The sequence below is a fragment of the Telluria sp. LT1R51-2 genome, assembly GCF_059685775.1.
Genome location: NZ_JCASIM010000001.1, coordinates 3,925,632 through 3,948,248 on the forward strand (window position 1 = coordinate 3,925,632; position 22,617 = coordinate 3,948,248).

General features: G+C 62.7%; 19 protein-coding genes. 15 read left to right on the plus strand and 4 right to left on the minus strand.

Annotated elements, in window-relative coordinates:
* Positions 1-63: 63 nt before the first annotated feature.
* The gene (recA, locus tag AC56LH_RS17330) at positions 64-1,137 is read right to left on the minus strand and encodes a recombinase RecA (protein ID WP_499648062.1); all 1,074 of its coding nucleotides are present in this window, start codon (positions 1,135-1,137) and stop codon (positions 64-66) included.
* Positions 1,138-1,358: 221 nt separating this feature from the next.
* Here recA and AC56LH_RS17335 point away from each other — a divergent pair, with 221 nt between their 5' ends.
* From AC56LH_RS17335 to AC56LH_RS17350, 4 genes are read left to right on the plus strand one after another with little or no spacing between them, the layout of a single operon-like run.
* Positions 1,359-2,099 carry a response regulator gene (locus AC56LH_RS17335; RefSeq protein WP_499648064.1) on the plus strand — a complete coding sequence of 247 codons (741 nt, stop codon included), beginning with the start codon at positions 1,359-1,361 and terminating at the stop codon, positions 2,097-2,099.
* A gap of 53 nt (positions 2,100-2,152) precedes the next feature.
* Positions 2,153-3,673, plus strand: a complete 1,521-nt coding sequence (locus AC56LH_RS17340; RefSeq protein ID WP_499648066.1) for a sensor histidine kinase — start codon at positions 2,153-2,155, stop codon at positions 3,671-3,673.
* Positions 3,663-3,977 (plus strand): DUF4212 domain-containing protein, encoded by a 315-nt coding sequence (locus AC56LH_RS17345; protein WP_499648068.1) that lies wholly within the window; start codon positions 3,663-3,665, stop codon positions 3,975-3,977. The genes AC56LH_RS17340 and AC56LH_RS17345 overlap by 11 nt, the downstream gene beginning before the upstream one ends.
* Complete coding sequence (locus AC56LH_RS17350; RefSeq protein WP_499648070.1) at positions 3,974-6,040, plus strand: sodium:solute symporter family protein; 2,067 nt, start codon at positions 3,974-3,976, stop codon at positions 6,038-6,040. The genes AC56LH_RS17345 and AC56LH_RS17350 overlap by 4 nt, the downstream gene beginning before the upstream one ends.
* Before the next feature lie 165 nt (positions 6,041-6,205).
* On the opposite strand, the gene tssK is transcribed toward AC56LH_RS17350, so the two are convergent.
* Positions 6,206-7,681: a type VI secretion system baseplate subunit TssK gene (tssK, locus tag AC56LH_RS17355; protein WP_499648072.1), complete on the minus strand. Its 1,476-nt coding sequence runs from the start codon at positions 7,679-7,681 to the stop codon at positions 6,206-6,208.
* A 52-nt stretch (positions 7,682-7,733) separates the two neighbouring features.
* Between tssK and tssE the strand changes: the two genes are divergently transcribed.
* Genes tssE through AC56LH_RS17390 form a run of 7 tightly spaced genes read left to right on the plus strand, consistent with a single transcriptional unit; the run spans position 7,734 to position 17,391 of the window.
* Positions 7,734-8,216: a type VI secretion system baseplate subunit TssE gene (tssE, locus tag AC56LH_RS17360; protein WP_499648074.1), complete on the plus strand. Its 483-nt coding sequence runs from the start codon at positions 7,734-7,736 to the stop codon at positions 8,214-8,216.
* A 20-nt stretch (positions 8,217-8,236) separates the two neighbouring features.
* A complete protein-coding gene (gene tssF / locus AC56LH_RS17365) occupies positions 8,237-10,078 on the plus strand; it encodes a type VI secretion system baseplate subunit TssF (RefSeq protein ID WP_499648076.1) in 1,842 nt (613 codons plus the stop codon).
* On the plus strand, positions 10,042-11,148 hold the full coding sequence (gene tssG, locus AC56LH_RS17370; protein WP_499648078.1) for a type VI secretion system baseplate subunit TssG: 1,107 nt from the start codon (positions 10,042-10,044) through the stop codon (positions 11,146-11,148). Before tssF ends, tssG begins: the two co-directional genes overlap by 37 nt.
* A 49-nt stretch (positions 11,149-11,197) precedes the next feature.
* On the plus strand, positions 11,198-14,068 hold the full coding sequence (locus tag AC56LH_RS17375; protein ID WP_499648080.1) for a type VI secretion system Vgr family protein: 2,871 nt from the start codon (positions 11,198-11,200) through the stop codon (positions 14,066-14,068).
* A gap of 45 nt (positions 14,069-14,113) precedes the next feature.
* Positions 14,114-16,057, plus strand: a complete 1,944-nt coding sequence (locus AC56LH_RS17380) for a phospholipase D-like domain-containing protein (RefSeq protein ID WP_499648082.1) — start codon at positions 14,114-14,116, stop codon at positions 16,055-16,057.
* Position 16,058: 1 nt separating this feature from the next.
* Positions 16,059-17,087, plus strand: coding sequence for an SEL1-like repeat protein (locus AC56LH_RS17385; protein WP_499648084.1), 1,029 nt, complete (start codon positions 16,059-16,061; stop codon positions 17,085-17,087).
* Positions 17,088-17,112: 25 nt separating this feature from the next.
* Positions 17,113-17,391: a PAAR domain-containing protein gene (locus AC56LH_RS17390; protein WP_499648086.1), complete on the plus strand. Its 279-nt coding sequence runs from the start codon at positions 17,113-17,115 to the stop codon at positions 17,389-17,391.
* A gap of 37 nt (positions 17,392-17,428) precedes the next feature.
* Here the strand turns inward: AC56LH_RS17390 and cysC are convergent, their stop codons facing one another.
* The gene (cysC, locus tag AC56LH_RS17395) at positions 17,429-18,040 is read right to left on the minus strand and encodes an adenylyl-sulfate kinase (RefSeq protein WP_499648091.1); all 612 of its coding nucleotides are present in this window, start codon (positions 18,038-18,040) and stop codon (positions 17,429-17,431) included.
* Between the two features lie 5 nt (positions 18,041-18,045).
* Complete coding sequence (gene purM / locus AC56LH_RS17400; RefSeq protein WP_499648096.1) at positions 18,046-19,089, minus strand: phosphoribosylformylglycinamidine cyclo-ligase; 1,044 nt, start codon at positions 19,087-19,089, stop codon at positions 18,046-18,048.
* A gap of 190 nt (positions 19,090-19,279) precedes the next feature.
* Here purM and hda point away from each other — a divergent pair, with 190 nt between their 5' ends.
* From hda to folK, 4 genes are read left to right on the plus strand one after another with little or no spacing between them, the layout of a single operon-like run.
* Positions 19,280-19,963 carry a DnaA regulatory inactivator Hda gene (hda, locus tag AC56LH_RS17405; protein ID WP_183556114.1) on the plus strand — a complete coding sequence of 228 codons (684 nt, stop codon included), beginning with the start codon at positions 19,280-19,282 and terminating at the stop codon, positions 19,961-19,963.
* Positions 19,960-20,634, plus strand: coding sequence for a histidinol-phosphatase (locus AC56LH_RS17410; RefSeq protein ID WP_499648098.1), 675 nt, complete (start codon positions 19,960-19,962; stop codon positions 20,632-20,634). The genes hda and AC56LH_RS17410 overlap by 4 nt, the downstream gene beginning before the upstream one ends.
* On the plus strand, positions 20,627-22,090 hold the full coding sequence (pcnB, locus tag AC56LH_RS17415) for a polynucleotide adenylyltransferase PcnB (RefSeq protein WP_499648100.1): 1,464 nt from the start codon (positions 20,627-20,629) through the stop codon (positions 22,088-22,090). Before AC56LH_RS17410 ends, pcnB begins: the two co-directional genes overlap by 8 nt.
* Positions 22,087-22,560 (plus strand): 2-amino-4-hydroxy-6-hydroxymethyldihydropteridine diphosphokinase, encoded by a 474-nt coding sequence (gene folK / locus AC56LH_RS17420; protein ID WP_499648102.1) that lies wholly within the window; start codon positions 22,087-22,089, stop codon positions 22,558-22,560. The genes pcnB and folK overlap by 4 nt, the downstream gene beginning before the upstream one ends.
* Positions 22,561-22,617 lie beyond the last annotated feature (57 nt).

Genomic DNA, 22,617 nt, shown 5'->3' on the forward strand with positions numbered 1-22,617 from the left:
CCCATCAGCATGGCGCCAGGCGCCGGTGGCAAGCTGCTGCCACTGCGCCCGGCGCCAGACTGATTATTCACCAACCGCCTGCAGCTTCGGCTTGTCGTCACCACCGAGCGTTGGTGGCAGTTCGCGCACACCCAAGGCGGTACGGACCTTGTTTTCGATCTCGCGCGCCAGGGCTGGACGGTCGCGCAGGAACTGACGCGCGTTGTCTTTACCCTGACCGATACGCTCGCCGTTATAGCTGTACCACGAGCCCGACTTCTCGACGATTTTGTTATCTGCGCCGAGATCCAGAATTTCGCCTTCACGTGACGTGCCTTCTCCATAAAGAATGTCGAAGTGCGCTTCTTTGAATGGCGGGGCGATCTTGTTCTTGACGACCTTGACCTTGGTTTCGTTACCGATCACCTCATCACCCGACTTGATCGAGCCGGTACGACGGATGTCCAGGCGCACCGACGCGTAGAACTTCAGCGCGTTACCACCGGTGGTGGTCTCAGGGCTGCCGAACATGACGCCGATCTTCATGCGGATCTGGTTAATGAAAATGACCAGCGTGTTGGTGCGATTGATCGAGCCGGTGAGCTTGCGCAGCGCTTGCGACATCAGACGTGCCTGCAGGCCTGGCAACGAGTCGCCCATGTCGCCTTCGATTTCGGCGCGTGGCGTCAGGGCCGCGACCGAGTCGATGACGACCAGGTCGACACTGCCCGAGCGCACCAGCGCGTCGGTGATTTCAAGCGCCTGCTCGCCGGTATCCGGCTGCGAAATCAACAGTTCGCTCAGGTTGATGCCCAGCTTTTGCGCATAGGTGACGTCGAGTGCGTGCTCGGCATCGATGAACGCGCAAGTGCCACCCAGCTTTTGCATCTGGGCGATGGTTTGCAGCGTCAGGGTGGTTTTACCCGACGATTCAGGACCGTAGATCTCGACGATACGGCCGCGCGGCAGGCCACCGACGCCCAGCGCGATGTCCAGGCCCAGCGAGCCGGTGGAGACCGTTTGTACTTCTTCGACCGGTGTGTTCGCATCCATGCGCATCACCGAGCCCTTGCCGAACTGCTTTTCAATCTGCGCCAGGGCGGCAGCCAGCGCCTTGCCCTTATCAGCGGCGTTCAATGCGGTTTTTTTGTCGTCCATGGTGTACTTTCTGTCGTGGAGTAGGCAAGGTGTGGGCGGTCACGCGCACTTCAAGAGCCAGTACTGTATAAAAATCCAGTGGTTTTTGCAAGCAAAAAGACGTGGTTATCTTACCAACAATCGCTCGGGACTCGCATTGTGGCGGTAAATCCAACACAATGAGAGCCGGTTCGATCACGCGTGTTCGATGAACAAGCGACAACGTCAATAAGAGGTGCCCCATGCGAATTCTGCTCGCCGAAGATGATAGCGTACTTGCCGATGGCCTGACGCGCTCCCTGCGCCAGTCCGGCTACGCCATCGATTGTGTCAAGAACGGCCAGGACGCCGATACCGCCCTGTCCACGCAGGAATTCGATCTGCTCATTCTCGATCTGGGCCTGCCGAAAATGTCCGGGCTGGAAGTGCTGCGCCGCCTGCGCGCGCGCGCCTCGCTGCTGCCGGTCCTGATCCTCACTGCGGCCGACTCGGTCGAACAGCGCGTCGAGGGCCTCGATCTGGGCGCCGACGACTACATGGCCAAGCCGTTCGCGCTGGTCGAACTCGAAGCACGGGTGCGCGCGCTGACCCGGCGCGGCGCCGGCGGCGGCGCGGCCGTCGTACGCCATGGCCCGCTGGTATATGACCAGGTGGGCCGAAGCGCCTACATCAACGACCAGATGCTCGACCTGTCGGCGCGCGAGCTGGGCCTGCTCGAAGTGCTGCTGGCGCGCACCGGGCGCCTCGTCTCCAAGGAACAACTGGTCGACCACCTGTGCGAATGGGGCGAAGAAGTCTCCAACAATGCCATCGAGGTCTACGTGCACCGCCTGCGCAAGAAGATCGAGGTCGGTGGCGTGCGCATCGCCACCGTGCGCGGCCTGGGCTATTGCCTCGAGAAGTTTTCCGAGGCCAGCGCCGCCGCTGCCGCCGCGGCCGCAGCGAACGATGCCCGCATCGCCACCACTGCCACCGACAAGTGAACGCCGGCTTCACGCCAGAACCCGGGCCCGCGCAGCCACAGCCGGGCCCACACATGCCGGCGTCGTTCGAGCCGCTTTACGTTCCACCCAATCCCGAGCCGGACGAAAACATCCGTCACTCGCTGTTCGGCGAAATCCTCGACTGGATGCTCGCGCCGTTGCTGCTGCTGTGGCCGATGAGCATCGCGATCACCTATCTGGTCGCAAAGTCGATCGCCAACCAACCGTTCGACGACGCGCTTGAAGACCGGGTCACGGTGCTCGGCCAGCAGATCCGCACCGTGGACGGCAAGACGGTCGGCCAGCTGCGCACGGCCGGGCGCGACATCCTGCGCGCCGACGACGTCGACAGCGTGTATTACCTGCTGGCCGGTCCGGACGGCGAACACCTTGATGGCGACCGCGACCTGCCGCGCCCGCGCGCCAACCGCGCCGGCGAACCGGCCCGCAGCGGCACGGTCGAATTTCGCAATGACACCATCCACGGCACGCCGATCCGCGTGGCCTACGCGTATGTGAATCTCGATCCACTGCATGAGCGCACCGCCTCGCCGGCGCCGACGCCGCCGCTGGCACTGGTGCAGGTGGCCGAGACGCTCGACAAGCGCGCGCACCTGGCCAATGAAATCATCAAGGGCGTGATCCTGCCCCAGTTCATCATCCTGCCGGTGATCCTGGCGCTGGTCTGGTTCGCACTCTCGCGCGGCCTGAGTCCGCTGGCCGAGCTGCAGCAGCGCATCCGCGCGCGGCCGCAGGACGATCTGTCGCCGATCGATCCGCGCCAGGTGCCTGAAGAAATCTCGCCGCTGGTCGGCTCGTTCAACGACATGCTCGAGCGCCTGGGCAAGACAGTGGAAATGCAGAAACGCTTCATTGCCGACGCCGCGCACCAGATGAAAACGCCGCTGGCCGGCATGCGCATGCAGTCAGAGCTGGCCCTGCGCGAAGTCGACCCGGCCGAAATCCACCGCTCGCTCGAACAGCTGGCCAAGAGCTCGGAATCGGCCACGCGCCTGATCAATCAGTTGCTGGCCCTGGCGCGCGCAGAGAACCAGCCGCAGGCGGGCCTGGCGTTCGACGAGATCGACCTGGCCACGGTGGCGCGCGAGACCGTGCAGGATTGGGTGCAGGCGTCGTTCGCCCACCAGATCGACCTGGGGTTCGAGCCGCCCGCCAATGACGACGAGCGCGTGACGATCGCCGGCCAGCCCCTGATGCTGCGCGAGATGCTGTCGAACCTGATCGACAATGCGCTGCGCTACACACCGCCCGGCGGGAGCGTGACGGTGCGCGTGCGCAGCAGCGGCGAGCACGCGCTGCTCGAAGTCGAAGACACCGGCCCCGGCATCGCGCCGGCCGAGCGCCTGCACGTGTTCGAACGCTTCTACCGCATCCTGGGCAGCAATACCCAGGGCAGCGGCCTGGGGCTGGCGATCGTGCGCGAAATCGCGCAGCAGCACGGCGCCGACATCGACATCTTCAATAATCCACGCAGCGTGTCGCCGCGCTTTCCGGGCAGCCTGTTTCGCCTGACCTTCCCTCCGCCTGTGGGCCAACCCGACCATGCCGACTGATCCGATCCCCGAACCAAGCCTTGAAACTGTCGCGCGCGCGCGCCTCGAACACGCCCGCGCCATCCACTGGGACCGCACGCGGCGCATGTCGCTGCTGCTGCTGACGGTCTGGCTGGTCACGGGCTTTGGTACCGTGTTCTTCGCGCGCGAGCTGGCGCGCTTCGAGGTGTTCGGCTGGCCGCTGTCGTTCTACATGGCCGCGCAGGGCGCTGCGCTCGTGTCGCTGACGATCATCGCCGTCTACGCCTGGCGCATGCGCCGGCTCGATCGCGACTACCACGCCGCGCTGGCGCCGCGCGCATGAGCACGAACCCCACGCCCGTTGTGAAGCACGGCTATTTCAGGAAGCTCTCGCGCTACTACCTGTGGTACACCGGCGCCTTCGGCTTGTTCCTGGCGGCCCTCGCCCTGCTCGAACAGGAAGGCATGCCACGCCTGTGGATCGGCTACCTGTTCATGTTCGCTACGATCGCGCTGTACGCGGTCATCGGCGTGATCTGCCGCACCTCGAACGTCACCGAATACTACGTCGCCGGCCGGCGCGTGCCGGCCATGTTCAACGGCATGGCGACGGCGGCCGACTGGATCTCGGCGGCCAGTTTCATCAGCCTGGCCGGGGGCCTGTATCTGCAGGGTTTCGACGGCCTGGCCTTCATCATGGGCTGGACCGGCGGCTTCGTGCTGGTGGCGCTGCTGATCGCGCCCTACCTGCGCAAGTTTGCGCAGTACACGGTGCCCGACTTCCTGGCGGCGCGCTACGGCGGCGGCGCGGGCGGGCGCGGCGGTCCGGTGCGGGCGCTGGCGGTGAGCGCGACCATCCTGGTGTCGTTCACGTATGTCGTGGCGCAGATCTATGCGGTCGGCCTGATCGCGTCGCGCTTTACCGGCGTGGATTTTTCGGTCGGGATTTTCCTGGGCCTGGCCAGCATCCTGGTCTGCTCGTTTTTGGGCGGAATGCGCGCCATCACCTGGACCCAGGTGGCGCAGTACATCATCCTGCTGGTCGCGTTTCTCATTCCGACCATGTGGCTGTCGGTGAAGCACGCAGACAATCCGATTCCGCAGGTGGCGTACGGATCGCTGCTGCCCAAGCTCACTGCGCGCGAAGCCGAACTGGCGAAGGACCCGCGCGAAGCCCAGGTGCGCGCCGAGTTCCTGCGCCGCGCCGACGGCTACGCGGCGCGCGTGGCGGCCCTGCCCGAATCCTGGGAAGCGGGCAAGCTCGATGCCCAGCGCGCTCTGGCCGCAGCCCGCGCGCGCAACGCGTCGCTGACCGAGGTGCGTCAGGCCGAGCGCGCGCTGACCACGTATCCCAACTCGGTCGACGACGCCCGCACGCTGTGGCTCGAACGGCGTGACGCCAACCTGGCACGTGCACGGCCGCCCGAGCCACATGCGCAGCCCTTCCCCGGCGCGACGCCGGAAGAATCCGACGCGCGCCGCAACAATTTTCTGGCGGTGGTGTTCTGCCTGATGTTCGGCACGGCCGCCCTGCCCCACATCCTGATGCGCGCCTACACGACGCCGTCGGTCCACGAAACACGTGTATCGGTGTTCTGGACACTGTTCTTCATCCTGCTGATCTACCTGACGATTCCGGCGCTGGCCGTGCTGGCCAAGTACGACATCTACACGTCGCTCGTGGGCAGCGATTTCTCGGCGCTGCCGACCTGGATTTCGTACTGGGCCAATGTCGACAAGGCCAATCCCCTGATCAGCGTGGCCGACATCAACGGCGACGGCATCGTGCAGCTGGCCGAATTCGCCATCGATGCCGACGTGCTGGTGCTGGCCACGCCCGAAATCGGCGGCCTGCCGTATGTGATTTCGGGCCTGGTCGCAGCCGGCGGCCTGGCGGCGGCGCTGTCCACGGCCGACGGCCTGCTGCTGGCCATTTCCAATGCGCTGTCGCACGATGTGTATTACAAGATGGTGGAACCGGGCGCATCGACCCAGAAGCGGGTGACGATCTCGAAGCTGCTGCTGCTGGCGGTCGCCTTCATCGCGGCGTATGTGGCGTCGCAAAAGCCGGCCGACATCCTGTCGCTGGTCGCGGCGGCGTTCTCGCTGGCGGGGTCCACGCTGTTCCCGGTGCTGGTGCTGGGCGTGTTCTGGAAGCGCGCCAACCACATCGGCGCCCTCACCGGCATGGTCACCGGATTTGCCGTGTGCCTGTACTACATGCTGCGCGCCAGCCCGGTCCTGGGCGGCAATGCGCTGGAAACCTGGTTCGGCATTCTGCCGATGGCGGCCGGTGTGTTCGGGGTGCCGGCAGGCCTATGCACGGTGGTGGTGGTGAGCCTGCTCACGCCCCGCCCGAGCCGCGCCAGTGCGGGCATGGTCGACTATATCCGGGCGCCCGAATGACGCCGGCAGGTGGGAATTGAAGAGATTTTTTTGATCGTACCAATGCTATTCTGCGCCGCCGCCAACCCATGCTCGCTTCGCAGCTAACCCTTGCACAAGCACCGCCAGCCCGGCCGCCCGCATACCATCGGTAGCGGGGCGGTACGCTGACATCGCGGTGCTTGACTAAAGCACCACGACCAAGTCGATTTTCAGTCCCGGGATCCCGTCCGGCGCATACACCGCCAGCACGCCTGCCTCGAGTGCCTTGTCGTACAAGGGATTCTTGGTAGACAGCGAAAAATAGTAGGTGTTGGGCCGCACCGGGATCGCCGGGGGCACTTGCGGCATGTGCGCGATCGGTATGCCCGGCAATGCTGACCCGATAATACTTTCCATATTCTCGGGCGCAGCGACCTTGAGCCGGATCGGCACCGTCGCCACCAGATCAAGGCCCGCCATATCGGCAGTAATCGCCAGATAAAGCTGGCTTTGTTTCGTGACCTTGGCCGGATCCAGGATCGCCTGCGAGAACGTACGCCGGCTCTTGTCGGCCACAAACGGAATGATGAGATAGTTGGTGCCGATCGCCGTATCGACCAGATCGCGCAGCAACGCGTCGAGCTCGGCAAATGCCTCGCCCATCGCTTCGTGGCGGTAGGCGGGCAGGTCGGCCGTTTTGTAGCGATCGGAAAACGTCATCAGTCCGCCCGCGGCGGCAAGCATTTGCCGGAACATCACTTCGGGATGAAACCCGGGCGACCTGGCGCAGTGCATCAGCAGCGCATTGGCCGTGCTCAGGATGTTGAGCATCCACCACGACGAGATATCGCCCGCACCGGCTTCGTACATGCTGTTGTTCGTCATGCGGTGCGTGCGCTGGAGCGATTCGATCTTCGTCGTGATCACACTGCTGAGGCTATCGAGCATGCGCACCAGGCCTGGCGCTGCGCCCACCGTGACGCTCGGCGGAATGAACTCCGGCACCAGCTCGAAGCCCCCTTCCGCTACCCGCCGCAGCCGCACCACCGGAATGCTGGCACGCGCCCCATGCGGCTCGGCCTGCAGCAACAGCCGCACCTGCTTTTTAAGAAAGGGCACCTCGATCGACAGCGCATCACTGAACAGGTCAGTGGTATCCAGGTCGCAGCGCACGTAGCGGCTGTTGTCGTCGGCATTGCCCCCATGCGGCTTGACCAGGGCCAGGGCTGCGTAGAACGTGAATGATTCTTCCTCTGGCGGCAGGCGTGTGAGATCAACCGGCTCGGGCAGCAGGTCGGCGCCGGGCGCCTCGACGATGTCCCCGTCGGGATAGATGAGCGACATCGTGGTCGCGGTCAGGCGGTTGTGTCCCAATCCGTCCACATTCCACGTCACCTTGCACACCCCCCAACAGTAAGGATTGAGGGCCGAAGCGATGCGCTGGAGCCGGGTTTCGTGATAGAGATCCTGACGCTGAAAGTGCTGCGGCCCCAGCGTCAAGCCTTCCGACCACAGGACCTTCGATGTTGCGCTCATGGTTCCTCCCGTTGAAGTTTCGCTGGACACATTCTCGGAAGGATGGCGTCGCGTCTGAGGCGCGATATTGATTTCGCGCAGCCAGGCAGCGTATCGATCAACCGGTGCATTCCCTTGTGGCGGCGCAACATTGCTGAGATTCACGATCCGACAATGGCTGCCGTGGGTGTTGTCCCGCTTTGACGAGAGGAACGCGATGCGCGGCTTTACTTCCGGTCTGTTCGACCGCCTGGACGACACTGGTGAGCCCCCATCGGGTAACCGGCGCGACGCCCGTGTGCGCTCTGTCGAGCATGCACTGTGCAGCGTCACGCGTGATCTGCAGGCATTGCTCAATACCCGCTGCGGTGTGCACCAGGCATCGTTCAGCCCGCTCCCGGCGGTATCGGGCTCCATCCTGAACTATGGCCTGATCGACTTTGCCGGCATGTGCATGAACAGCGATACGGACCAGCAGGAAATCTGCAAGGCCGTCCAGCTGGCCATCCAGCGCCATGAGCCCCGGCTGCACAAGGTCCTCGTGTCACTCCGGGGCGCCAAAAGCGCCAGGGGCACCATCAACCGCGTGGAATTCGTGATCACTGCGCAGCTGAAACATGCGTCGATGTCCGAGGCGATGTCGTTCAATGCGGTATTTCGCCCCTCGCTCCAGCAGTATTCGATCGAAGGTGCCAACTAGAGGGCGCAAGCGCTGATCCCATGGACGAATTGTTGACAAAGTACGAGCGCGAACTCGTCATTCTCAGGTCACTGTGCAGGGAATATGCGCAGCGCTATCCCAAGGTTGCCGCCAGATTGCAAATGGGTGGCGATACTTGCGACGATCCGCATGTCGAACGCCTGATCCAGAGCACGGCCCTGCTCAGCGCGCGCGTGTCGAAGCGACTGGACGATTCGTACCCCGAATTCACTGAAGCCCTGCTCAACCTGCTCTATCCCCACTACCTGCGCCCGTTTCCGTCGTGCGCAATCGTGCGCGTTTCCAGCACACTCGATCGCCCGGACACGATCCCCGCCATGCCGCGCGGGACGTTGCTGGAATCGAAGCCAGTCCACGGCGTGGCATGCCGCTTCAAGACCATCCACGACATCAAGCCCTCGCCTGTCGCACTGCGCGCCGCAAGTTTCGAAACCGTCATCCAGGCGCCGGTCGCAACACGCCTGCCGGATGACGTTACATCGTCGCTGACGCTGACATTCGGCGCCGCCGGATGGGGGCCGCTGCCGGCGCCGGATGCGGCGACCGTGCTGCGCGTGTATGCCGATGGCGATGCCTCGTTCTGCGCCACGCTGCGCGATGCGCTCTTCATGCACACCGCGGCGGCGTACGTGCAGATTGACGAGGACGGCCCGTGGGAACGGTTACCTTGTATACCGATCGCACCGGCTGGATTTGCCCCTGACGATGCCCTGATTCCGTTCGACGCCCGCTCGCATGGGGCTTACCGCATTCTTGCCGAGTATTTCGCCTTCCCCGAGAAGTTCAATTTTTTCGACATCGATATTCCCCTGCTGCTGGCACGTGTACCTGCCGGCTGCGCCAGTGTCACGTTGCGCCTGGGCCTTGCCGGCATCCGGCCCGACGCCGACAAGGCGCGGATGCTCGCCGGCCTGTCGACACAGCATCTGGTGCAAGGTTGCACGCCTGTCGTCAATTTATTCCAGCAGCCAGGCGTGCCGATCACGTACGACCAGCGCGCGGCCGACTACACACTTCTGGCGCACGCCAATTTTCCGCAGGCATATGAGGTGTATTCGGTCGATGCGGTGCACCTAGTGCGCCAGAACGGCAACGACACGTCGATCACGGCATTCCAGCCGTTCTATGCGCTTCGGCACGGCGCACAATACGCCAGCGAGCAAGGACGTTACTGGTTCCTGCGTCACGACGAGACGCTCGCCTTGTGCAGTCCGGGCCATGAAAAATCGATCACTCTCGTCGGTGCCGATTGCGACCCGTTCGAGATCGAAAGAAATATCCTGTCGGTTGAACTGAGCTGCACCAACCGTGATCTGCCCTGCTCACTGGCCATCGGTGCGCCTGAAGGCGACCTGTTCATTCCCGGCGCAACACGCAACGCAGCGATCCGCATGGTGCGCAGGCCAACCCGCCCTGCGCGCTTGACGAATGACTCAGGCATGCACTGGCGCCTGATCTCGCACCTGGCGCTGAACCATCACTCGCTGATGGACGACGGCGTGCACGGCCTGCGCGAAATGCTGTCCCTGTACGACCTGGCCTCGTCGTCCGTCTCTCGTCGGCAAATCCGCGGCATCATCGCGCTCGCCCAGCAGGACACCACGGCCTGGATCAGGCACAAGAACGGCACGTCACTGGTGCACGGCCTTGAAGTACGCGTCACGCTCGACGAAGAAGCGTATGCCGGCGCCGGCCTGCACCTGTTCGTCCAGGTTCTGCACCAGTTCTTTGCGCTGTACGTTCAGCTGAACAGCTTCGTCGAACTCGTCGCCCTCTCGCATCAAAGCGGAAAGGAGCTGATCCGATGCGCCCCACGAAGCGGAAGCATGAGCCTGCTGTAATTGCCCAGCTCCTGGCTGAACCATACCGGTTCAGCTTCACCCAGCTGGTCAGCATCCTGCTACGTGCGCTACAGCGCCAGGGGATCGGCCGCGAACGCGCCTTGCGCACCGTGCTGTCGTTTCGCAACAGCCTGTCGCTGTCGTTTCCTGCCAGCGAAATCGAAGCGCTCGACGTTGAGCCGGCAACACGCGATCCACTTGGCGCGCTGCGCTCGGGCACGATACGTCGCGTCCGGATCACGCCCGCATTCATCGGCCTGCTCGGCGCCAGTGGCACCCTACCAGTGCACGATACCGAACGGATCGCAGCACGCAAGTCGCTTGGGGACGATGCCAGCCAGCGCGAACTGCTCGATGTCATGTCGACCCGGTTGATCGGGCTGTTTTATGAGGCATCGGTCAAGTATCGGGTCGAGCACGATTTGTCGATTGGCGATGGGGACCGGTTGCTGCCGATGATGACTGCCTTGGCAGGCACGTGCCCACCACGGGCCACAAGCACCGGGCAACCAGTCAGGCACGTCAGACAGGACACCGCAGCCTGTTTCGCTGGCCTGCTGCGCACCCGCCCGGTGGCGGCCGGCACGGTCGAACAGGTGTTGAGCAGCTATTTCGACGTGCCGGTCAGACTCGAACAATTCGTCGGCTGCTGGGATCCGGTTCCCGAAAACCGGCGCAGCACACTGGGCGTCACCAGGCCCGTGCTCGGCATCAGTACGGCACTGGGCACGCGCTTGTGGCGACATGACATCTGCGCGCGTCTGCATGTTGGGCCACTGGATGAAGCGCAAGCACGCAGTTTTCTTCCCGGCGGCGCGGCGCTGGCGGCATTGCGGGAAATGACGAGGATGTTTGCGGTGCCGACCTTGCACTACGAACTACGGTTGCTGCTTGCGCCGCCTGTCATCAAGCAGCTCACGCTGAGCACGAAGACGCCGTCGCGTCAGCTCGGCTGGAACACGTTTCTTACCGCGACACCAGGCATCACGGATCGTCCCGACGTCCGGTTGATGCTGCAGACTCCGATGACTCGAAAAAGAGACAGACAGGAAAACGGTGCCGTGGCTTAAAAAACGGCGTTGATGCCAGTCAATTGAGGCTGCGTGACGGCGGGCTACCGTGGTCGCTGACCATGTCGATTATTTCAACTGCGGCCGTGCAGCGGCCATCGGGAGCAACGCAATGGGCGACAGCCAGACCATCGCAGCCGGCGCCGCACTATCGGCATTTCGCGGCAACGCGCAGCACAACCGGCTGATGCGACTGGACTTTCCTTTCGAGGATGGGCCGCCCGCGATTTTGCTGCCAAATAAACTGGTCGCCCACGAGGAAGTCTCACGCGGATTCCGGTTCGAGGTCGACGTCCTGTCGGACGACCCGCGCATCCCGCTCAAGATGCTGATGGGCCGGCTGGTCACGATTTCGCTGGTGCGCCAGGACGGCTCGCTGCGTTACTTCAACGGGTACATCACGCAGTTGTCGTTCTTGCGTGCCGATGGCGGCTTTGCCTTTTACCGGATCGTGCTCGAGCCCTGGCTTGCCTTCGCGCGCCTGCGCAAGGACAACGTGTCGTTTCATGGCAAGAGCGTGCAGCAGATCACCGAAGCAACGCTCAAGCACTACCGCCAGGCCGACTGGCACATGCATGTCTTCGAAGAAGATCCGCCACTGACCGTTGCCAATCAATACAACGAGACCGACTACAACCACCTGCATCGCCGTTGGGAAGCGCGGGGCATGCATTACTGGTACGAACACCGCTTCGACGGTCACAAGCTCATGCTCTCTGACAAGAGCTTCCATAACGAGCCGATCGATGCCACCAGTTACGACGACGTGGACGTCATTGCGTTCCACGACAAGAGCGGCTCGCTCGAAGATGACGGCATTCATCAATGGAGCGCGAGCCGGCGCCTCGGCTCCGGCACGACCATGCTGGCCAGCGCGGACTACAAGAATCCCGGCGCGCAGCGCGCCACTGGTTACTCCGCCAACCGGCAAGGCGACATAGTCGCCTACGAAGTGTACGAAGACAGTGGCGCCTACGGCTTTCGCATGCGCAGCGATGGTGAACGGCTCGCAACGCAGCGCATGGTGGAGCAGGACAAGGATACGCAGACGTTCGATGCCACCAGCAATGCCCGCAGCGTCCAGCCCGGGCGCACCTTCAAACTCGGCGGGCATTTCAGCGCCGAGCCGCGTTCGATGGACTACGACCCCGAGCCGCGCCGCAGCATTGGCGACCGCAGCTACCTGATCCTGTCCGTCGAGCACGAAGCCACCAACAACTACCAGGCCGGCGCAGGCGCCCCGTCGCACTACGAGAACCGGTTCACCTGCATCAACAGGGACATCCGCTGGCGGCCGGGTCGCGACTTCAACAGCGAACCGGGCGCCTACATGGGCTTGCACACGGCGACGGTCGTCGGTCCGGCTGGCGCCGACATCCACACCGATGGCTTCGGCCGGATCAAGCTGCAATTTCACTGGGACCGGCTGGGCCAGCACGACGAGAACAGCTCGCCATGGATTCGGGTGTTGAGCCCGGCCGCAGGAAAGGAGTTTGGCCACATCCGCTTGCCGCGCGTGGGCGAGGAAGTCGCCGTTGTCTATCCAAACGGGAATATCGACCATCCACTGATACTGGGCGCCCTGTACAACGGCACACACATGCCGCCATGGGCGCTGCCGGCGCAATCGGCCCTGGCAGGCTTGCGCAGCCGCGAGCTCGGCAGTGGTGCACGCGGTAACCACCTGGTGCTGGATGACACGAAAGAGATGATTCAGGCGCAGCTGAAGAGCGATCACCAGTGCAGTCAGCTGTCACTCGGGCATATCACGCGGATCGAGGACAACGCTGGGCGCAAGGATGCGCGCGGGGAAGGCTGGGAACTGCGTACGGACGGGCATGGCGTCGCGCGGGCAGCCAAGGGGCTGTTGATCACGACCGAGGCGAGGCAGGCGGCGCGTGGGGCGATCAAGGATATGGATGAGACAGCGCGCCGGCTCACGCTCGCTACCGAACAGCATCAATTACTGGCGGAGATCGCGCAAAAGAACGGTACCCAAGAGCCTGTCGACAATCAGAACGACGTTGCCGCACTCCTGCAAGCGCAAACCGATACGGTGCAGGGGGCCGGATCAAAGGCTGGCAGCTTCCCGGAACTGGGTAAACCGCATCTGGTTCTGGCGAGCCCCGCTGGCATCGCCACGACAACAGCCGGCGACACGCACATCGCTAGTGATCGCCATACCGCCTTCACATCTGGAAAAAGTCTGTCCCTGGCTGCCGGTACGCACTTCTTTGCCAGCATCCGCCAAAGCTTCCGGCTGTTTGTCCAGAAGGCCGGCATGAAAATGGTCGCTGCCGCTGGCGACATCGATCTGCAGGCGCTGACGGACAACATCAAGCTTCTGGCAAAACTGGACATCACGCATACGGCCAATCGGATCACGATCACCGCCAAGGAAGAAGTCGTCATCAACGGCGGCGGCAGCTACGTCAAATTTACTTCTGGCGGCATTGAGCATGGCACCAATGGGACATTCGTCGCGCACGCTGCGAATCACAGTCTGCTCAGCGCAAAGAACATGGCGATGGCGGTCAATATGCCGCCGGTGGCCGACGTCTTGCGCAATGGGAGCGGCACTCTGAACATTGGTAGCCATGCCGAGACCGCCGGGCGCATCAGTGCCGGGCTGCCCTTCAAGCTGTTCAAGAACGGCGCATTGGTCGAGCAGGGACAGTTCGATGCCAAGGGAAATATCGGGTTCGCACACGAACTCGATGCCATGGCGAACTACAAGGTTGAGCTTCCAACTGGCCCGTCCTTTGACATCGCGCCCGATGATCACGCCGAACAGCATGAAATCAATGCGGGCGTGGGATACCACGGCTACGAGAATCCCGGCGGACTTCTGCCCGAAGACGTCGTGTCTTCAGAACAGGATCGCATCGATGCCAGTCCCTTGACAGGCGAGAAGCCTTGATGCGGTCTTTCATAGCAGCCCTATCCAAAGAGGATCCCAATGGGAATGGACGAGAATGCAGGACTGTACACGCAGAAGCTCAGCTACAACAAGACAATGGGGCCGTACCAATGCCTGTCCAAACCCTGGTGGATACGGACTGGCAAACACGCAATATACCCGCCGCGCCACGCATGCTGCCTTGAGGCGCTCGTCTGTGGCGAAGAGGTATTTCGCAGCATACAGACCGACCTTCTGGCAGCACAGCACAGCGTAGATATTATCACCTGGGGATTTGATCCGGGCATGGTGCTGGTTCGCACTGGCGCAGGCGAAACCGGCCTACGCTACGGAGACCTGCTCAAGCGGATTGCGACACGCAGGGACAACCCGGTCATGGTTCGTCTTCTTTTATGGAACGACGACGTTGCCTCGCACTTAATGGCCAAGAACAACCCCGGCTACTACGGGGGCCGTATCCCGACTATCAAAGGCTATGCCGGTTTTTTCGGCGAACTGCACGAACGCTATAACTGCGAGTGGTTCAAGGACATCATCGGGGGTAAGGTAGCGAATATTGTGCTGCAGGGGCGTGAAGTCGCATTGAAATGTCGCGGCCCTGCGCTCGAAGGAGAAAACTACAAAAGCAGCGCCAAGGGCATGCTCGGATCCGCCTATCCGACACACCACCAGAAGTCGCTGCTGATCGACTACGAAACGCCAGCGAGTGCCGTTGGTTACGTGATGGGTCATAACTCGACGACCGACTTTTGGGACACGATCGAGCATCGCTTCCACGACCCGAATCGTGAAATACTCTTCAATAAAAATCCGGCCGAAGCGATCAGCCAGTATGCGGCCACGATCGATGAAGCCCACGATTGTTACGAACAAATGGCTTATTCCGCCACCCCTTTTCAACCGGGACTCAGGCGGGCCGGGCGCATGGCTAAATTCGCGGAAAAGCACGCCTTTGTCGCCAAACCCTACCAAGATGTATCGCTGCGCGTGTGCGGCCCCGTCCTTTACGACCTGAATCACAATTTCTGCACTGGCTGGGCCGAAACCGGGTCGGTGAAATCGACCTTCAGCACGGCCTTGGGCCTGACCCCAATTGGCCTTGCAGTCAAGGCGACACAGGCCATTGTCGGGGCGATCGTCACCGCAGCGCCGCGCCTGCCCGATCCGGCGCAGAGCAGGAAGCACATCAAGGCAGCCGAATTCATCGTGCGCAGCGCTCGCCACAGTGCGCAGCTCCTACGCACCTACCCGGCCACGAAAGAAAAAGCGATCAAGGAATGCTATGCAAATCTGAATCGGCTCACCGAGCACTACCTTTTTATCCAGAACCAGTACGTCCAATATGAAGACTGGGCCACCCATCTGACCGAGTGCGCCGACAAGCTACGTAACGCCGGCTATCTCAAGCCGATCTACGTGTTCATCGTGACGTCGACCCCAGAGTCGGATGGCATGGATCTGGCGACCTACGACATCGCCTTGCGGCTTGGGAGCAGTGAGAAGATGAAGGTGGAGCACAAGGAAACCGTGGCACAGGCAATGCGGGGCAAAACCACGATGCCGATAACCGCCGACGCATTGGCTGAGAGAGGTATCCGTGTCCTGATGGCGTCGATGTGGAGCGGTGCCGCCAAGCCGACGTCAATTGACGACTACGAGGAAACCTATATCCACGCCAAGGTAGCGATCGTCGATGACGCCGCTTTCACGGTCGGGTCGGCCAACCTGAACGTGCGCAGCATGGCATTGGACAGTGAGCTGAACATACTCAGTCAGGCCATGGATGTTGCTTTCGATTTACGCCGGAAACTCTTCAAACAATGCGCTAACGATGAAGGGCCGGCGCAGTTCGGAGATATGAATAAGACGTTCGAAAAATGGCTTGATCTAATGGCGAAGAACACCAAGGCGATGTCGAATTGCTCGCCTTTATCTGGCCAGATTGCTACTTTTCAAGTCAGCAGAGAACCCGGCTGGCCAGTGATCTGATATGCGTCTGACACGTCGCCGCTGGATTTACACCATCGTCGTGCTGATCGCCGTCGCGACCGGCGCTTATTTCTTGCAACGACATTTGGAGTACGTGAAGATGCATACGATCCCTGCCGGCTTGCGCGCGTTCGATATCAATGATCCGATCCCTACCTGCGGCCGCTGGAAAGACACGATGCCGAAGGCTCGAGATGCTAATGCCTATCGACTCTATATCAATGCCCGCAAATTATGGCGCAGTAAAATTGCTTGGCAACTGACACATGAAGAATTCCTTAGCATTTTTCACGCTGTGCAGACGGCGGCAAACCAGGGGGATTGGGGAGCGCGCGCCTTGTTGGCGCACTTCTACCGATCTGGCCTCGGTCCTCTCAAATCCAACCACACGCTGGATATCGACCTCGACAAATCGGTCGCAATTATCCGAAACGCTGTCGCGGCAGGCCAGGCTTGGGGTTACTACGATCTCGGTGTAGCTCACGAGCATGGCTACGGACGCGCGGTACACGATAGGAAAATCGCGTGGGCGTACTACCTGAAAGCTGCAGAGCTTGGCAGTCCAGAAGCCCAGATGGCATTGGCAGGAGCCTACCTGAAGGCACAGCTTCGCGATGCTGAGCATACGATGGTGATGTGCGCATATAAACAGGGTCACGGCCCTGCGGCATACGATCTTGGAATCTCAGCTGAGCTTCAAAAAAACTTCAAGCTGGCGCTGGAATATCACCAGGCGGGAACAAGATTCGGTAGCAAGAATTCCGCAGTATCACTGCGGATGATGTTTGACATCAGGGAATGGGACCTACGCGACAAGCAGGATCAGGCTGCCTTTAAAGAGTTGCAAATTCTGCCCGATCCGGAACGCGAGCATCGGTACGACCAGCTCGCCGACGCGCTCGACCTCAACCCAGATCTAAAACTTTCGCGATTGGATCAGGTGCTGCCATTGCCCCCTGCCGAACTGCCTGCATGGCAGAGCATCAATAACGCGATCGAGCCGGAGCCGGCCGGGCCCCCGACCTACTGACATCAACGACTTCAAGGAGAACGACGTGTCCCTGAAAATCATCACCGTCGGCGACAAGACCGATCACGGCGGAACCGTCATCAGCGGCGCGCCCAACCAGAATATTCATGGCCGCGCGGTCGCAAGGCTTGGAGATAAAGTCGACTGTCCACAGTTCTACCCTGGAGGAAAACCACACGGCGTCAACAAAATCGTTACCGCCTGTAATACCGTCACGATTAACGGCGTACCTGTTGCTGTCGAAGGGTGCACAACAGAGTGCGGATGCAAACTGATCGGCAGCCAGCCCGCCAGCGTCGGTTAGCGATTCTGCATCGATGTTTGAAATGCCTGCGACGGGATTACGCGCCGTCGGCGCTTGAGGTATTGATTATGCCGTGCTGCCGCAGCCTGGCCAACACCTTACCCACCCCATCATCAACCGAAGCAGCAGCACTATCAACAACCACCTCAGCCGCCTCCGGCGCCTCATACGGCGATGAAATCCCCGTAAACTCCGCCAACTGCCCTGCCCGCGCCCGCCGGTACAACCCTTTCGGATCGCGCGCCTCGCACACCGCCAGCGGGCAGCGGCAATACACTTCGATGAACTGCGGCGCCGGCACCAGCGCGCGAGCACGGTCGCGGTCCGCGCGCATGGGTGAGATGGCCGAGACGATCACGATCTGGCCGGCCTGACAAAACAGGTGCGCCACTTCGCCGATGCGGCGAATGTTTTCGGAACGTTCAGGAAGGGAAAAACCAAGATCGGCGCACAGGCCGTTGCGCACCTTGTCGCCATCGAGCGCGAATACCTGGCAGCCCAGGTCGAACAGCGTGCGTTGCAGTGCGTCGGCCAGCGTGGTCTTGCCGGCGCCGGACAGGCCGGTGATCCAGACCACGGCACCGCCGTGGCCAGCCCGCTGGCGCCGTTCCTCGTCGCGAATGGACAGGGACGGCGCCAGGGGTGTCATCGCGGTTAGACGACGATGGTTTGCGCTTCGCCGTCGGCGCGGGCGCGGATTTCGCCGATGCGGTAGACGGTTTCGCCAGCCGCTTCGAGCTGGGCAAAGGCGGCGTCGGCGTTCTCTTTCGAGACGATGACGGTCATGCCGATGCCGCAGTTGAACACGCGGTGCATTTCGGCGTCAGCCACGCCGCCGTGCTGCTGCAGCCACTGGAACAGCGGCGGCATCATCCACGACGAAGCATCCAGCACGGCCGTCAGGTGATCCTGCAGCACGCGCGGGATGTTCTCGACCAGACCGCCGCCGGTGATGTGGACCAGGCCCTTGACTTCCATCGACGCCATCAGCGCCAGCAGCGGCTTGACGTACAGGCGGGTTGGCGCCATCAGCACGTCAGCCAGCTTGCGGCCGTGGAAGTCGCCGTCGAGGTCGGGCTTGGCCACCTCGATGATTTTGCGCACCAGCGAGTAACCGTTGGAGTGGATGCCCGACGAGGCCAGGCCCAGCACTACGTCGCCCGGCACGATCTTGCTGCCGTCGATGATCTGCGATTTTTCGACGGCGCCGACGGCGAAGCCGGCCAGATCGTATTCGCCGTCCGGGTACATGCCCGGCATTTCGGCGGTTTCACCGCCCAGCAGCGCGCAGCCCGACTGTTCGCAGCCCAGGGCGATGCCCTTGACCACGGCGGTGGCGGTGGCCACGTCCAGCTTGCCGCAGGCGAAGTAGTCGAGGAAGAACAGCGGCTCGGCGCCTTGGACCAGGATGTCGTTGACGCTCATGGCCACCAGGTCGATGCCGACCGTGTCGTGGCGGTTCAGCTCGAACGCCAGGCGCAGCTTGGTGCCCACGCCGTCGGTGCCCGAGACCAGAACCGGTTCCTTGAACTTCTTGCTGATTTCGAACAGACCGCCGAAGCCGCCGATGCCGCCCAGTACGCCCTCACGCATGGTGCGCTTGGCAAGTGGCTTGATCGCTTCGACCAGCGCGTCGCCGGCATCGATATCAACACCCGCATCGCGGTAGGAGAGAGAAACATTAGATGGTTGGTTCATGGTATTTGGCAGCGGAGGCGGTAAAATAGGAGGCGACCGGCGAAACTGGTCAATCCACTATTTTAGCAAAACGGCTTCCCCTGTATTCCTTTTATAGGCCGACCGCTGCCGTTTAACGTACATAACAACGAAAACTTATCCTTACTGGCATGCCCATTCCTCCATCTTCCGGCATGAATCGGCCCTCGCGATGAAACAGCTGGTGCTCGATTTAGGCGCCGAACCGGCCCAGAGCCTCGACACCTTCCAGGTCGGGGCCAATGCCGAGCTGACGCACCTGATGCACCTGTTCGCCGAGCGCAGTTCGCGCGAGCATTTCGCCTATCTGTGGGGCGACACCGGCGCCGGTAAGACCCACCTGCTGCAGGGCCTGGCCGCCAGCCCAGGCGCGCGCTACATCCCGTTCGATGCGCCGGCCAGCCAGTTCGTGCATGCCGCCGGCACCACGCTGTACCTGCTCGATGACTGCCATCGCCTCAGTGCCCGGCGCCAGATCGATGCGTTTGCGCTGTTCAACCAGATCCGCGAACACGGCGCCTACATGGTCTGCACCGGGCCCGTGCCGCCGGCGGTGCTGCAGGTGCGCGAAGACCTGCGCACGCGCATGGGCTGGGGCCTGGTGTACCAGATCCACGGCCTGTCCGACGACCAGAAGATCGAAGCGCTGACGCACGCCGCCGAGGCGCGCGGTTTGACGCTATCGGCCAGCGTGTTACCCTATTTGTTGTCTCATTTCAAACGCGACATGCGTTCCCTGTCGACGATGCTCGATGCGCTTGACCAGTATTCGCTTGAAACCCAGCGCCCGGTCACGCTGCCGCTGCTGCGCGACCTGCTGTTGCAAGAAAACCTGCCGCTCGAATCCAAAGAATGAAAAACCTCGCCCTGTTTGACCTCGACCACACGCTGCTGCCGATCGACTCCGATCACGAATGGGGCGAATTTCTGGCGCGGGTTGGCGCGGTCGATGGCGACGCCTACCGCGCCCGCAACGACGCCTTCTTCGCCCAGTACAACGCCGGCGTGCTGGATCCGGTCGAGTACCTCGAATTCGCACTTGGCACCCTGGCGACGTTTCCGCGCGCGGAACTCGACGCACTGTATGCGCGCTATATGCGCGAAGTGATCGAGCCGGCCATCACGCCGCAGGCCATCCAGCTCGTGCGCGATCACCAGGACGCCGGCGACCTGGTGGCGATCATCACAGCCACCAACCACTTCATCACGGCGCCGATCGCGGCGGCCTTCGGCGTCGAGCACCACATCGCCGCGATGCCCGAATTCGACGCTGCCGGCATGCTCACCGGCCGCCTGACCGGCACGCCGACATCGGGCCCCGGCAAGGTCGTTCACATGCACGCCTGGCTCGAACGCCTGGGGCAGCCGTTCGACAGCTTCGGGCGCAGCTACTTCTACAGCGATTCGCACAACGACATCCCGCTGCTGTCGATCGTGTCTCACCCGGTCGCCACCAATCCCGGCAAGGCGCTCGCAAGCCACGCGCGCGAACAGGGCTGGCCAACCATCCAACTATTCAATGATTAAAACCTTCATCCGTAAAATCCTGGGTGTGAAAGACCAGCGCGACCCGACCGAGCCGGTCATCCTCGGCCCCGACGAACATGGCATCGACCCGCGCAGCGTGTCGTCCAACGCGATCCGCGTGACGCAGGCACTGCAGGAAGCCGGTTACCAGGCCTTCGTCGTCGGCGGCGCCGTGCGCGACATGCTGCTGGGCGTCAAACCCAAGGACTTCGACATCGCCACCGACGCCACGCCCGAACAGGTGAAAAAACTGTTCCGGCGCGCCTTCATCATCGGCCGGCGCTTCCAGATCGTGCACGTGATGTTCGGCCAGGACCTGCTCGAGGTGACCACCTTCCGCGGCAACGGCAGCGACAACGCGCCGAAGGACGAGCATGGCCGCGTCCTGCGCGACAACAGCTTCGGCCCGCAGCACGAAGACGCGGCGCGCCGCGACTTCACCATCAACGCCCTGTACTACGACCCGGCCAGCCAGCAGGTACTCGATTACCACGGCGGCATGGAAGACATCCGCAACAAGCTGCTGCGCATCATCGGCGTGCCCGAAGAACGCTATCGCGAAGACCCGGTGCGCATGCTGCGCGTCGTGCGCTTCGCGGCCAAGCTGGGCTTCTCGATCGAGCAGGCCACGCTGGCACCGATCCCTGTCATGGCCCCGCTGATCGACAACGTGCCGGCTGCGCGCGTGTTCGACGAGATGCTCAAGCTGCTGATGTCCGGCCATGCGCTGGCGTGCCTGCAGCAACTGCGCTCGGCCGGCCTGCACCACGGCCTGCTGCCGCTGCTGGATGTCGTGCTCGAGCAGCCGATCGGCATGAAGTTCGTCACGCTGGCGCTCGAGTCCACCGACAACCGCATCAAGGCCGGCAAGGGCGTCTCGCCGGGCTTCCTGTTTGCGGCGCTGCTGTGGCACCAGGTGCTCGAGAAGTGGACGGCCTATGTCGCTGGCGGCGAGTCGCCGATCCCTGCCCTGCACCTGGCGGCCGACGACGTGCTCGAAACGCAGACCGAGAACCTGGCCCTGCAGCGCCGCATCGCCACCGACATGCGCGACATCTGGGCCATGCAGCCGCGCTTCGAGCGCCGCGCCGGCCGCGCGCCGTACAAGCTGCTCGAACACCCGCGCTTCCGCGCCGGCTACGACTTCCTGCTGCTGCGCTGCGAATCGGGTGAACTCGACATGGAAATCGGCGACTGGTGGACCGATTTCTACGCCGCCGAAGGTGGTGACCGCGAGCGCCTGGTCGAAGTGGCTGTCTCGCGCGAGCGCGAAGGTGGCCCGGCCAAGAAGCGCCGGCCACGGCGCGCGCCACGCAAGAGCGGCGGCGAAGGCGATGTCGGCGGCGCCGTGCACGCGCCGGACCCTGACGACGGCCTGACCGCCGAAGACCGGGCCCGCGACGCTGCCTATGCGGCGCACGAAGAAGCCAAGTACCGGGCGATGCGCGGCAAATGATCGCCTATATCGGCATCGGTGCGAACCTGGGCGACGCGCGTGGCAACGTGCTCGACGCGCTCGCGCGCCTGGCGCGCATGGACGGCGGCATGCTGCTGCACACGTCCAGCATGTACCGCACTGCCCCGATCGACTCGAGCGGCGATGATTACATCAACGCCGTGGCGTGCCTGGACACGTCGCTCGGCGCGCACGAGCTGCTGGCGGCCCTGCAAGCCATCGAGCAGGCGCATGGCCGCGAGCGCCCGTACCACAACGCCCCGCGCACGCTCGACCTCGACCTGCTGCTGTACGGCGACGAGACGATCGCCAGCGACACCTTGACCGTGCCGCATCCGCGCATGCACGAACGCGCATTCGTGATCGCGCCGCTGCTGGAAATCGCACCGGACATCGTGATCCCGGGCCACGGCGCCGCACGCGACTTCGCGCAACTGGTCGCCGGCCAGACGATCGCCAAACTCGACTGATACCCGTGCGTCAGGCGCAGCATACTCGTCATGGCCTTGTCACCACCGCGCGCACTT

What these genes read in the sequence shown, in the direction of transcription:
- recA (WP_499648062.1), bottom strand. Translation starts at nt 1,137, where the DNA reads ATGGACGACAAAAAAACCGCATTGAACGCCGCTGATAAGGGCAAGGCG.
- AC56LH_RS17335 (WP_499648064.1), top strand. Translation starts at nt 1,359, where the DNA reads ATGCGAATTCTGCTCGCCGAAGATGATAGCGTACTTGCCGATGGCCTG.
- AC56LH_RS17340 (WP_499648066.1), top strand. Translation starts at nt 2,153, where the DNA reads ATGCCGGCGTCGTTCGAGCCGCTTTACGTTCCACCCAATCCCGAGCCG.
- AC56LH_RS17345 (WP_499648068.1), top strand. Translation starts at nt 3,663, where the DNA reads ATGCCGACTGATCCGATCCCCGAACCAAGCCTTGAAACTGTCGCGCGC.
- AC56LH_RS17350 (WP_499648070.1), top strand. Translation starts at nt 3,974, where the DNA reads ATGAGCACGAACCCCACGCCCGTTGTGAAGCACGGCTATTTCAGGAAG.
- tssE (WP_499648074.1), top strand. Translation starts at nt 7,734, where the DNA reads ATGCGCGGCTTTACTTCCGGTCTGTTCGACCGCCTGGACGACACTGGT.
- tssF (WP_499648076.1), top strand. Translation starts at nt 8,237, where the DNA reads ATGGACGAATTGTTGACAAAGTACGAGCGCGAACTCGTCATTCTCAGG.
- tssG (WP_499648078.1), top strand. Translation starts at nt 10,042, where the DNA reads ATGCGCCCCACGAAGCGGAAGCATGAGCCTGCTGTAATTGCCCAGCTC.
- AC56LH_RS17380 (WP_499648082.1), top strand. Translation starts at nt 14,114, where the DNA reads ATGGACGAGAATGCAGGACTGTACACGCAGAAGCTCAGCTACAACAAG.
- AC56LH_RS17385 (WP_499648084.1), top strand. Translation starts at nt 16,059, where the DNA reads ATGCGTCTGACACGTCGCCGCTGGATTTACACCATCGTCGTGCTGATC.
- cysC (WP_499648091.1), bottom strand. Translation starts at nt 18,040, where the DNA reads ATGACACCCCTGGCGCCGTCCCTGTCCATTCGCGACGAGGAACGGCGC.
- purM (WP_499648096.1), bottom strand. Translation starts at nt 19,089, where the DNA reads ATGAACCAACCATCTAATGTTTCTCTCTCCTACCGCGATGCGGGTGTT.
- hda (WP_183556114.1), top strand. Translation starts at nt 19,280, where the DNA reads ATGAAACAGCTGGTGCTCGATTTAGGCGCCGAACCGGCCCAGAGCCTC.
- AC56LH_RS17410 (WP_499648098.1), top strand. Translation starts at nt 19,960, where the DNA reads ATGAAAAACCTCGCCCTGTTTGACCTCGACCACACGCTGCTGCCGATC.
- pcnB (WP_499648100.1), top strand. Translation starts at nt 20,627, where the DNA reads ATGATTAAAACCTTCATCCGTAAAATCCTGGGTGTGAAAGACCAGCGC.
- folK (WP_499648102.1), top strand. Translation starts at nt 22,087, where the DNA reads ATGATCGCCTATATCGGCATCGGTGCGAACCTGGGCGACGCGCGTGGC.